The organism is uncultured Polaribacter sp. (assembly GCF_947500975.1).
Taxonomy (GTDB): Bacteria; Bacteroidota; Bacteroidia; order Flavobacteriales; family Flavobacteriaceae; genus Polaribacter.
Map to the genome: position 1 here is coordinate 75,212 of NZ_CANMUE010000008.1, position 12,543 is coordinate 87,754.

General features: G+C 29.2%; 12 protein-coding genes. 8 read left to right on the forward strand and 4 right to left on the reverse strand.

Annotation, left to right across the window (positions count from 1 at the left end; genetic code table 11):
- The first annotated feature begins 32 nt into the window (after positions 1-32).
- On the forward strand, positions 33-593 hold the full coding sequence (locus Q0733_RS10075; RefSeq protein WP_298782072.1) for a DUF3575 domain-containing protein: 561 nt from the start codon (positions 33-35) through the stop codon (positions 591-593).
- 49 nt (positions 594-642) lie between these two features.
- Complete coding sequence (locus Q0733_RS10080; protein ID WP_298782073.1) at positions 643-1,140, forward strand: hypothetical protein; 498 nt, start codon at positions 643-645, stop codon at positions 1,138-1,140.
- Between the two features lie 26 nt (positions 1,141-1,166).
- On the opposite strand, the gene Q0733_RS10085 is transcribed toward Q0733_RS10080, so the two are convergent.
- Complete coding sequence (locus Q0733_RS10085) at positions 1,167-2,114, reverse strand: GSCFA domain-containing protein (protein ID WP_298782075.1); 948 nt, start codon at positions 2,112-2,114, stop codon at positions 1,167-1,169.
- A gap of 65 nt (positions 2,115-2,179) precedes the next feature.
- Positions 2,180-4,798: an alanine--tRNA ligase gene (gene alaS, locus Q0733_RS10090; protein ID WP_298782077.1), complete on the reverse strand. Its 2,619-nt coding sequence runs from the start codon at positions 4,796-4,798 to the stop codon at positions 2,180-2,182.
- 170 nt (positions 4,799-4,968) lie between these two features.
- Here alaS and Q0733_RS10095 point away from each other — a divergent pair, with 170 nt between their 5' ends.
- From Q0733_RS10095 to Q0733_RS10120, 6 genes are all read left to right on the forward strand, one after another.
- Positions 4,969-5,931 (forward strand): M23 family metallopeptidase, encoded by a 963-nt coding sequence (locus Q0733_RS10095; protein ID WP_298782079.1) that lies wholly within the window; start codon positions 4,969-4,971, stop codon positions 5,929-5,931.
- Positions 5,932-5,943: 12 nt separating this feature from the next.
- On the forward strand, positions 5,944-6,273 hold the full coding sequence (locus Q0733_RS10100) for a MerR family transcriptional regulator (RefSeq protein WP_298782081.1): 330 nt from the start codon (positions 5,944-5,946) through the stop codon (positions 6,271-6,273).
- A gap of 195 nt (positions 6,274-6,468) precedes the next feature.
- The gene (locus Q0733_RS10105) at positions 6,469-8,283 is read left to right on the forward strand and encodes an acyl-CoA dehydrogenase (RefSeq protein ID WP_298782083.1); all 1,815 of its coding nucleotides are present in this window, start codon (positions 6,469-6,471) and stop codon (positions 8,281-8,283) included.
- Complete coding sequence (locus Q0733_RS10110; RefSeq protein ID WP_298782085.1) at positions 8,283-9,056, forward strand: SDR family NAD(P)-dependent oxidoreductase; 774 nt, start codon at positions 8,283-8,285, stop codon at positions 9,054-9,056. The genes Q0733_RS10105 and Q0733_RS10110 overlap by 1 nt, the downstream gene beginning before the upstream one ends.
- An 89-nt stretch (positions 9,057-9,145) precedes the next feature.
- Positions 9,146-10,360 carry an acyl-CoA dehydrogenase family protein gene (locus tag Q0733_RS10115; RefSeq protein WP_298782087.1) on the forward strand — a complete coding sequence of 405 codons (1,215 nt, stop codon included), beginning with the start codon at positions 9,146-9,148 and terminating at the stop codon, positions 10,358-10,360.
- Between the two features lie 2 nt (positions 10,361-10,362).
- Positions 10,363-11,421, forward strand: a complete 1,059-nt coding sequence (locus Q0733_RS10120) for a phosphotransferase family protein (protein ID WP_298782089.1) — start codon at positions 10,363-10,365, stop codon at positions 11,419-11,421.
- On the opposite strand, the gene Q0733_RS10125 is transcribed toward Q0733_RS10120, so the two are convergent.
- The gene (locus Q0733_RS10125; protein ID WP_298782091.1) at positions 11,418-11,807 is read right to left on the reverse strand and encodes an HIT family protein; all 390 of its coding nucleotides are present in this window, start codon (positions 11,805-11,807) and stop codon (positions 11,418-11,420) included. The two genes, Q0733_RS10120 and Q0733_RS10125, sit on opposite strands and share 4 nt — an antisense overlap.
- 78 nt (positions 11,808-11,885) lie before the next feature.
- Positions 11,886-12,359, reverse strand: a complete 474-nt coding sequence (gene greA, locus Q0733_RS10130; RefSeq protein WP_298782093.1) for a transcription elongation factor GreA — start codon at positions 12,357-12,359, stop codon at positions 11,886-11,888.
- Between the last annotated feature and the right edge of the window lie 184 nt (positions 12,360-12,543).

Genomic DNA, 12,543 nt, shown 5'->3' on the forward strand with positions numbered 1-12,543 from the left:
ATACATTTGAATTCTTAAAACAAACAATTATTATGAAAAAAATTACACTACTTATTTTATTATTTATTTGTTCAATTTCTATTGCTCAAGATAAAGAAAACACGAAACTGCAAGACATAGATAAAAAGCACGAATTAAAAATTAATGCTTTCAATTTAATTGCATTTTCATCTTTAGACCTTTCTTATGAAAGGCTAATAAACTCAGAATCTTCATATGGAATTGCTTTATTTTATAATTTTACTGATATCCAAAATGATGATATTGGCTTTCCTAAAAAATTCTCTCTAACACCTTATTATAGATGGTTTTTTTCTGAGAGAAATTATGCAAGAGGCTTTTTTGTAGAAGGTTTTGGAATGTTAAACACTTACGAAGAAAATATTTATAATTATGATGATGGTACAGAAAGTTTTGATAAAGAAACAGGGTTTGCTTTAGGTATTTCTGTTGGTGGAAAATTTGTAACAAAAAAAGGCTTTACTACAGAAGTATATTTAGGTGTTGGTAGAAACCTTATTAATGCTGACAACTCTGTTGAAATTAATGATATCGTTGGTAGATTTGGAATTTCATTAGGCTACAGGTTTTAAAAACATACTTTAGTACAGTATAAAAACGTTATTTAAAAAAATTAAACACATGAAAAAATTAATTTTACTTTTTACAATATTTATTAGTTCATTTAGTTTTGCACAGCAAGAAATAAAAATTGATATTGCTGATGCGCTAATAATTAGAGGCCTAGAGTTTTCTTATGAGCACTATTTATCAGAGGATTCTTCTTTTGGAGTTTCTGCTTTATTTAATTTAGCAAAACAAACTGTTGATTTTAGATACAATGAAAACACAATGATTACTCCTTATTATCGTCATTACTTTACAACACACAGCCAATGGAACATTTTTGGTGAAGGGTTTTTAGGTATAAATTCTGGAAAAAAAGAATCTATAAAAGACTCTGGTATATATGACATAAAATATACTGATGGAGCTCTAGGAATTGCTGTAGGTACTAAATATATTGCTAAAGGTGGTTTAGTAATTGACTTATATGGTGGAATTGGACGTAATTTATTTGGATCAGATTCGCCAATTTTAGTTCCTAGAGTTGGTTTAAACGTTGGTTGGAGATTTTAAAGAAGGAGAATATCTTTTTATGTTTATTAAAAAGTGATGTGCTTAAATTGTGAGACAATAGTTGCTTTTTTCTTTTCTAAATTTGATAGAAATTTTTGATATTGCTCAGAATGCTCATTAAAAGGTTTATGTGCCAAACCTTTTTGAATAATATCAATTTTTTTCATTGTAGAAAACGAATTTTCAGAAATCCATTCATTTAAAAATTTATCCCAAATATAATTAACAGCTGTATTATTGGGATGAATCATATCTTCAGTATAAAAACGATAATCACGCAATTCATCCATCATAATTTCATAAGAAGGAAAATAAAACACATCATTTTCTTGCAATACTTGATGAATAGCGGTTATTAAATGAGATTTACTAAGGGTATTTTCTACAAATCCATCTTTGAGATGTCTAACTGGAGAAACTGTAAAAATAACTTTAGCTTCTTTGTTTACTGATTTTATCAGCGATAAAGTATTTTTTAAACTTTGTGTTATCTCATCAACATTCAATAGCGTTTTTAAAAATTTATTTTGCGGTATTTTATGACAATTAGCAACTATTTTACCAGTTTCAATAAACTTATAAACCCAAGCTGTACCCAATGTAATAGTAATGTGCGTGGCTTCTTTTACCTTTTTTTTAGTTTGTAAAATGGCTAAATTTAAGTTCTCTAAAAGAGCATTTTTATCTAAACTACTTAACCTAGAATGTGCCTCAAAACAATGCCAACGTTCATTTTGAAAAACTAAATCTTCATCTTTATAAATTTTGTCTTGTATAGCAGCATCTAATAAATTTTCAATTGCCTTTGGATGAAATAAAATGCCAAACGGATTTTGTGAAGATTGAAACTTAAAATAGCTTAATTTATCACTAATATTTTCTGAAAAACAAGAACCTAATAATAGAATATTAGAATTATAATCTATCTGATTTATAAGCTGTTTTTTTATTGGAATTTTGGTTTGTAGTTTCATAAAAACGCTACTTTTAAAATAAAAAGAACTTATAAACTAAATTCCATAACCTGATAAAAAAAATATTAAACTAAATATTCTTTCACTTTTTCTAATGCTTTAGGAATTCCTCCAGGGTTTTTACCACCAGCAGTTGCAAAGAAATTTTGACCACCACCACCTCCGTGAATTAATTTTCCTAATTCTCTAACTACTTTACCAGCATCATAACCACGCTCGTTTGCTAATTCTTTTGATATATAGCAAGTTAACATTGCTTTATCTTTAGCTGGAGCTGTTGCAAATAGTAAAAATAAATTTTGATATTCTTTACCAATTGAAAAAGCTAAGTTTTTAATTCCGTTTGCATCTAAATTTACTTTTGCTGCTAAAAATTGAACACCATTAATTTCTTGTAACTGGTTTTTTATTTCACCAGATAAATTTTGTGCTTTTTCTTTTAGTAATTGCTCAATTTGTTTTTTAAGTGATGTATTTTCTTCTTGTAAAGTCTGTACTGCTTTTACAGGGTTTTTTGTATTATTTAATAAGTCTTTTACTTCAAATAAAGTTTTATTACTATCAAAATAAAAATCTTTAACAGCATCATTTGTAATTGCTTCAATTCTTCTTATTCCTGCAGCAACTGCACTTTCAGATTTTATTTTAAAATGCCAAATATCGCCAGTATTTTTAACGTGAGTTCCACCACAAAGTTCAACAGAGTTTCCAAATTTAATTGCTCTAACTGTATCACCATATTTTTCTCCAAACAAAGCCATTGCTCCTTCATCTAAAGCTTCTTGCATTGGAATATTTCTTTTTTCTATCAAAGGTAACTTTCCAGATATACGTGCGTTTACAAAATTTTCTACATCACGTAATTCATCTACAGTTAATTTAGAAAAATGAGAAAAATCGAAACGTAAATATTTAGAATGCACTGCAGAACCTTTTTGCTCAACATGTGTTCCTAAAACCTCTCTTAAAGCCTGATGCAATAAATGGGTAGCTGTATGATTACATTCTGTTCTAAAACGTTGTTTTTGATCAACAACTGCCTTAAAACTTCCATTTAAGTGTTTTGGTAAATTTTTTGAAAAATGAATAATAACATTGTTTTCTTTCTTAGTATCTAAAATATAAACAACATCTCCATATACATCCTCTAAATATCCTTTATCACCAACTTGTCCTCCTCCTTCTGGATAAAAAGGTGTTAAATTAAATACTAATTGATACATTTCACCATCTTTTTTAGAGGTTACTTTTCTGTATTTAGTTAATTTAACATTAGATTCTAAAGCGTCATATCCAATAAATTCTTCAACAGCATCATCAGCTAAAACTGTCCAATCTTCAGTAGACATTTCACTTGCTGCTCTAGATCTATTTTTTTGCTTTTGAAGTTCTTCTTGAAAACCTTTTTCATCTAAAGTTAACCCTTTTTCTGAAAGAATTAAAGCTGTTAAATCTATAGGAAAACCAAATGTATCGTATAACTCAAAAGCTTTATCGCCAGAAATTTCTTTTGTTTTTGCAGAAGAGATAATATTATCTAGTAAAATTAAACCCTGATCTAAAGTTCTTAAAAAAGAAGTTTCTTCTTCTTTAATTACATTTTCAATTAATTGTTTTTGAGCTTTTAATTCAGGAAAAGCATCTCCCATTTTTTTACTCAATACATCAACTAATCTATATAAAAATGGTTCTTTTTTATCTAAAAAAGTAAAACCATACCTAACTGCTCTTCTAAGAATTCTACGTATTACATAACCTGCACCAGTATTACTTGGTAGTTGCCCATCTGCAATTGAAAAAGCAACGGCTCTAACATGATCAGAAATTACTCTTGTAGCAATATCTTGTTTTTCATTTGAACCGTATTTAGTGTTTGTAATGGTTTCGATTTCTCTTATAATTGGCGTAAAAACATCTGTATCATAATTAGATTGAACATTTTGTAAAACCATACATAAACGCTCAAACCCCATTCCGGTATCAATATGTTTGTTTGGCAAGTTTTCAAGAGAAGCATCTGCTTTTCTATTGTATTGCATAAAAACTAGATTCCATATTTCTACCACTTGAGGATGATCTTCGTTTACTAAAGTTCTACCGTCAACCTTTTCTTTTTCTTCTTTTGAGCGGATATCAACATGGATTTCTGAACATGGGCCACAAGGTCCTTGCTCTCCCATTTCCCAGAAATTATCTTTTTTATTACCTTTTAAAATTCGATCTTCAGCTATAAATTGTTTCCATATATCATAAGCTTCAGTATCCATAGAAAGATTATCAGCATCATCAGACCCTTCAAAAACAGTTACATATAAAATATCTTTATCAATTTTATAAACTTCTGTCAATAATTCCCAAGCCCAAGCTATAGCTTCTTTCTTAAAATAATCACCAAAAGACCAGTTTCCTAACATTTCAAATAAAGTATGATGATAAGTGTCATACCCTACTTCTTCTAAATCATTATGTTTACCAGAAACTCGTAAACATTTTTGCGAATCAGAAATTCTGTTACTTTTAGGTGTTCCGTTTCCAAGAAAATATTCTTTAAATGGAGCCATTCCCGAGTTAACAAACATCAAAGTTGGATCGTTCTTTGTTACCATTGGCGCAGAAGGAACAATTAAATGAGATTTTTCTTTGAAAAAATTTAAAAAAGTGGCTCTGATGTCTTGAGATTTCATAAATGAAATGAAGTTTCTCCCGAAAATTCGGGGTTGGTTTTTGTTAATTTATATGTAAAAAAACTAACTTAAAAAGTAGTTGTAAAACATTTTGTAAATTTGTAAGTTCTTATAAAAACGATTTTACTTTAAAATCGATTTAAAAGAACAAAAATAATATATTTAGCAATATGGCAAAAGTAAAATATTATTATGATGCAGATACACTTTCTTACAGAAAAATTACTGTAGTTAAGAGTGATTATTATAGAAAAATAATTGTTGGTTTTTTTGGTGTAGCTATAATTGCTATTGTTGGCTTTATTGGGTTGAGCCAATTTATAATGTCGCCAACTGAACGTGCACAAAAAAGAGAAATAGAAAACTTAAAGTTTCATTACGAATTATTAAATAAAAGGTTAGAGGAAAGTTCATCAATCTTAAATCAACTACAAGAAAGAGACAATAATATTTATAGAAGTTATTTTGAAGCAAATCCTATTACATTAGAGCAGCGTAAAGCTGGTTTTGGTGGTGTAAATAGATATAAAAATTTAGAAGGTTTTGATAATTCTCAGCTTATAAAAAAAATAACTAAAGAAGTAGATATTTTATCTAAACAAATGGTTGTACAGTCTAAATCTTTAGATGAAATTGTTGCATTGGCTAAAGAAAAAGAGGTAATGCTAGCCTCTATTCCGGCAATTGTTCCAATTAAAAAAGATGATTATTATGTAGCTTCTGGTTACAAAATGAGAATGCATCCTATTTTAAAAATTAATAAATTTCATAAAGGAATGGACTTTACTGCCGCAACAGGAACTCCAATTTATGCTTCTGGAAATGGAAAAGTAGATAGAGCAGAAAGAAGTACTACTTTTGGTAAAGTGGTTTATATAGAACATGGTTATGGCTATAAAACTATTTATGCTCATATGAGTAAAATAAAAGTACAAAAAGGAGATGTTGTAAAAAGAGGAGATTTAATTGGTTTTGTTGGTAATACAGGTTTATCTGTTTCACCACATTTACATTATGAAGTTCATAAAAATGGTGTAGCATTAAATCCTCTTAATTTTTATTATGGTAACTTATCTTTAGAAGAATTTGCGGCCTTACAAAAAGCATCAGAAGAGAGTCAATCTTTTGATTAATTTATACTATTTATGTACATAGACTTACCCAAAAAAAGATATTATAAAATAGGAGAAGTTGCAAAAGCATTCTCTGTAAATACTTCTTTAATTCGTTTTTGGGAAAAAGAGTTTGATATTATCAAACCAAAAAAAAATGCCAAAGGAAATCGTCTTTTTACGCAAGAAGATATTTCTAACTTTAAGCTCATTTTTAATTTAGTAAAAGAAAGAGGTTTTACATTAGATGGCGCAAAACAAAAATTGAAAAAAAATCCTGAAGGAATTTTTAATAATCACGAAATTATTACCAGATTAGAAACTGTAAAAGCTGAGCTTCAAAAAATAAAAAATCAGCTTTAAACGTTAATTTCCTTTTTTATAAAAATCATAAAACGCTAGCCTTATAATTGAGAATCAGTCAATTTTATAGTGTTAAATATATCTGATTTTATTAAATTACTATGCATGCATAATATTTTTCATTATATTTGAAAACATTAAAGATGTTTATTTTTAATAATTCACATCAAATATCAATTATAAAACTTCAATATTATGTCAAAAAAATATGTAGATATAGAAACACTTAAATATATACTTTATGATGTTCATAAATTAGAAGATTTATTATCAAGAGAAAGATTTCAGGAACATGATTTGGAGTCGTTAGACATGTTTATAGACTCTGTAAAAGAATTTTCTGATAGAGAATTGCATCCTTATTTTAAAGAAATGGATGAAACTCCAGCTTACCATAAAGACGGAACTGTTATTGTTCATGAGCAAGTGCACAAAGTAATGCTGCAATCTGGAGAAATGGGTATTATTTCAGCATGTTTTGATTATGATGATGGAGGTTTACAAATTCCAATATCTGCTTTTCAGGCAGCATTATATATTATGGATGCAGCCAACAATCATTTACCTGGTTATCCAAGTTTAACACTTGGTGCTGCAGAATTAATTGTTGAATTTGGTAAACAAGAATTAAAAGATATTTATGTTCCAAAAATGCTTTCTGGCGTTTGGGGAGGCACCATGTGTTTAACAGAACCACAAGCAGGTAGTTCTTTATCTGATATTGTTACAAAAGCAACTCTAACAAATGATGGTTTTTATAAAATTACTGGACAAAAAATATTTATATCCGGAGGTGATAATCAGTTTTCAGAAAACATAATTCATTTAGTTTTAGCAAGAATTGAAGGTGCTCCAAAAGGCACAAAAGGAATTTCTCTTTTTGTAGTTCCTAAAAACAGATTAAAAGAAGATGGATCTTTAGAGTATAATGATGTAATGACAGTTGCCGATTTTCAAAAAATGGGTCAAAAAGGATATTGTACAACACATTTAGGTTTTGGAGATAATGACGATTGTAGAGGTTGGCTTATAGGTGAAGAACATAAAGGTTTAGCACAAATGTTTTTAATGATGAATGGTGCAAGAATAGCTGTTGGTAGAGGTGCTGCTGCCATTGCAATGGCAGCTTATAGAACCTCATTACAATATGCAAATGAAAGACCTCAAGGACGAAAACTATCTGCAAACGGAAAGAAAAACCCTACTGAAAAACAGAGTTTAATTATAGAACATCCAGATGTTAGAAGAATGTTACTATTACAAAAATCAATAGTAGAAGGTTCTTTAAGTTTGGTAATGTTAGCATCAAAATATCATGATATTCTTACTACCGCAACTTCTAAAGAAGAAAAAGAAAAATATCATTTATTATTAGAAATGATTATTCCTATCGTAAAAACTTATCCTTCAGAAGCAGGTGCAGAATCTGTTGATAATGGGTTACAAATTTTAGGTGGCTATGGGTTTTGTACCGATTTTTCTTTACAGCAATATTATAGAGATATCAGAATTTCTGCTTTATACGAAGGTACAACAGGAATTCAATCACAAGATTTATTAGGTAGAAAAGTACCAATGCAAAATGGTAAAGCACTAAAATTATTAGCTGCAGAAATTATGCAAACAATAATAATTGCTTCTAAAGATGATGAATTAAAAGACTATGCTACTATTTTGGGTGATAAATTAAAAAACTCTCAAAAAGTATTAGAGCATTTAATGCCTTTTGCTATGAAAGGAAATTATGAACGCTATTTAGCAGATGCTAATTTATTTATGGAATATATGAGTATTGTTGTTTTAGGATGGTTATGGTTAGAAATGGCTGTAGATTCTAAAAATCAATTAAACAATGCTGATAAAAAATATTCAAAAACCTTTTATGAAAGTAAAATTCATACCATGAAATTCTACTTTAAATATGAAGTTCCAAAAACAAATTCATTAGCCGAATCTTTAATGAGTGATGAGGTTTTAACGATCAAAAAAGACAAAGAATATATTATATAATGAATATAAAACAACAATTTAATTTAGAAGGTAAAGTTGCTATTATTACAGGTTCAAGTAAAGGAATTGGAAAAGCAATTGCAAAAGGTTTAGCCCAAAATGGTGCACAAGTTATTATCTCTAGTAGAAGTCAAGAAGCCTGTGATGAAGTTGTAAAAGAGTTTATAGCTGAAGGATTAAAAGCTACAGGAATTGCTTGCCATATAGGAAAAGAAGATCAACGAAAAAACTTAGTTTCTAAAGCATTAGAAGCTTTTGGCAGAATTGATATTCTAGTAAATAATGCAGCTATAAATCCAGTTTTTGGACCCATTGAAGATGTAGATCCAGCAATTTTTGATAAAATTATGGATGTGAATGTAAAAGCTCCTTGGAGTTTATCAAACTTAGTATTACCACATTTTAAAGCAAATAAAAACGGAAGTATTATTAATATTGCCTCAGTAGAATCTTTAACGCCAGGTTTTGGGTTAGGTATTTACAGCACAAGTAAAGCTGCAATTTTAATGCTTACAAAAAATCAAGCAAAAGAATGGGGTCAACATGGTGTTAAAGCAAATGCAATTTGTCCTGGCTTAATAAAAACAAAATTCAGTGCTGCACTTTGGCAAAATGAAAAAATACTCGGCAAAATTAAAAAAACATTACCAAGCCAAAGAATGGGAATGCCAGAAGAAATGGTAGGTTTAGCTTGTTTATTAGCTTCTGATGCGGGTAATTATATGACAGGTGGTGTTTATACTGCTGATGGAGGTTATATGATTGCTGGATAATTTTTTAAACACTAGATAGAAAAATAGTTTCACGATTTTATGTACTCTAAGCTTCTATATGGTGATAATAGTGCAAATAAAATTAAACTATGAACTTCGAACACACAAGTAAATCACTAGAAATACAACAAAAACTAACCGCTTTTATCCAAGAACACATTGTTCCTGTAGAAGAAGAGTATATAGCTTTTCAAGCAGATAAAAATAATATGTGGAAGCGTTTTCCAAAGATAGAAACGCTAAAACAAAAAGCAAAAGATGCTGGCTTATGGAATCTTTTTTTACCAAAAGATTATGGAGATTTAAGTCCAGGTTTAACCAATTTAGAATACGCTCCTTTAGCTGAAATAATGGGGCGAAAAATATGGATTTCAGAAATTTTTAATTGTTCTGCACCAGATACAGGAAACATGGAAGTATTAGCAAAATATGGAAATGAAGCACAAAAAAAACAATGGTTAGCTCCTTTAATGAATGGAGAAATTCGTTCAGCATTTTTAATGACAGAACCACAAGTAGCTTCTTCAGATGCTACTAATATAGAAACTTCAATTGTTTTAGATGGTAATGAATATTTAATTAATGGAAGAAAATGGTGGTCTTCTGGTGCAATGGATCCACATTGTAAAATAGCTATTATTATGGGTAAAACTGACCCAAATGCACATAGACATCAACAACAAAGTATGGTTTTGGTTCCTATGGATACTCCTGGATTAAAAATTATAAGACCACTTTCTATTTTAGGTTTTTATGATTCTCCTGAAGGACACGCAGAAATTGAATTAAACAATGTTAGAGTTCCGAAAGAAAACTTAATTTTAGGAGAAGGACGAGGTTTTGAAATAGCACAAGGGCGTTTAGGACCTGGTAGAATTCATCACTGCATGCGTTTAGTAGGAATTGCACAATATGCATTAGAAACAATGTCCAAGAGAACTTTAGAAAGGGAAACTTTTGGAAAAAAATTTTATGAATATAGTAGCATCAGACACGATATAGCAAAATCCGCTTGCGAAATTGAACAAGCACGTTTACTAACTCTTTCTGCTGCTGCAAAAATGGATAACAAAGGGAATAAAGAAGCAAAAGATATTATTGCAATGATAAAAATTGTAGCTCCAAATATGGCTTTAAAAGTAATTGATAGAGCTATGCAAATTTTAGGCGGAAAAGGTGTTGGTCCAGATACTTATTTACCACATTATTTTGCCATTGCAAGGATGTTGCGTTTGGCAGATGGTCCAGATGAAGTACACATGTATCAACTAGGAAAAAGTTGTATTAAAAAATATGGAAGTTAGAAATGAGCAATCAAAAAGTAAGAAAAGGTGAGGAATTACCTGATATTCCTTTAAAAAAATATTTAAAAGAAATCAATTTAATTAATTCAGTTGAAAGTGAGTTGTTTGTACAACAATTTACAAACGGGTATTCTAACTTAACTTATTTACTACAAATAGAAAATAAAGAATATGTTTTAAGAAAACCACCAAAAGGCGCTATCAAAAGAGGTCATGACATGAGTCGTGAATTCAAAGTACAAAATAGTGTTCATAAAGTGTTTTCCAAAGCTCCAAAAATGTATGCTTTTTGTAATGATGAAACTATTTTAGGAAGTGATTTTTACATCATGAAAAAAAAGGAAGGTGTTATTTTAAACTTTAAAGAAGCAAAACAAAGAAACATTAAACCATCATCATATAAAACAATTGCAAACTCATGGTTAGACACTTTAGTCGAATTACATAAAGTAGATTATAATGCCGTTGGTTTGGGTAATTTAGGTAAACCTGAAGGCTATGTAGAAAGGCAGGTTTCTAACTGGGGAAAACAATATTTAAAAGCCAAAACTGATGAATATCATGAAGCAGAAATGGTGATAAATTGGATGAAAGAACATCAACCAAAAAAATACGATCATTGTTTAATTCACAATGATTTTAAATATGACAATGTTGTTTTTAAAGATGATTCTTGGCAAGAAGTTTCAGCCGTTTTAGATTGGGAAATGGCAACTTTAGGAGATCCTCTAATGGATTTAGGAACTGCTTTGGGTTATTGGACAGTTGCCTCAGATCATGATTTTGTAAAGCAAGGAATCCCTTCACCAACTGTTTTTGAAGGCAATCCTATTAGAAGTAAAATTGCTCAAATGTATGCAGAAAAATCAGGCAGAAATTTAGATAATTTAGTTTTCTATTATGTGTTTGGATTATTCAAAATTGCAGTAATAGCACAACAAATTTATTATAGATATGATAAAGGATGGACAACAGATTCTCGTTTTGCTAACCTAAATAAAGCCGCAGAATTGTGTTGTAAATTGGCATTAAAAGCTATTAAAACTAATAAAATAGATTAAATAAAATTATTAGAAATACTCTTTGCTAAACTAACAAATTCATCATTTGTTAATTTTACTTTTTTAGTAAACTGAATATCCGCCATTTCATTTAAAGGAATTAAATGAACATGTACATGAGGCACTTCTAAACCAATAACACTCATCCCTACTCTTTTACAAGGCACAGTTTTTTCAATTGCTTTTGCAATTCTGAAAGAAAAATCCATTAAATTTTTATACTCCTCTTTTGATAAATCAAAAATCTTATCCTCTTCTTTTTTAGGAACCACTAAAGTATGCCCCTTTGCATTTGGATTAATGTCTAAAAAAGCAATAAAATTATCATCTTCGGCAACTTTATAACTTGGTATTTCTCCTGTAATTATTTTGGTAAATATGCTCATTTTTCAGTTTTAACTATCATTTTGGTGTAAAAAAGACACTATTTTTTCACACTTTATGGTAATAATTTTTCTATTCTTTTACCTAGAAATTTCAACGATTTCAAATTTCATAATCCCACTAGGAACTTGAATTTCTGCGATTTCTCCAACTTTTTTACCTAATAAACCTTTACCAATTGGTGAGTTTACAGACAATTTTCCATTTCTAACATCAGTTTCAGAATCTGCAACCAACCTATAAGAGAATTCCATGCCATTAACTGTATTCTTAATTTTTACATTAGAATGAATTAATACTTTAGAAGTATCTAATTGACTTTCATCTAAAATACGAGCATTAGCAACTACGTTTTTTAATTTTGCAATTTTAAACTCTAAATGAGATTGCTCTTCTTTTGCTGCATGATATTCAGCATTCTCACTCAAATCACCTTTATCTCTTGCATCAGCAATTTCTTGTGTTACCCTTGGACGCTCAACTTGCTCTAATTGATGCAATTCATCCTTCAACTTTTTTAATCCTTCTGCAGAATAATAAGAAATTTCACTCATTTTTATTTTATTTTATTTATTACTTTCTTTAACAAACATTTCAATTTATTATTTAAAGAAAAATATCTAGTATTTTAAAAAACGTAACGATGGTTTTAAATCAAAAATCCCATTACCTTAATAGGAATGAGATTGTTATACAAATGTACAAAATAATTGTAACTTGTCATCGTTTTAAAAAAAA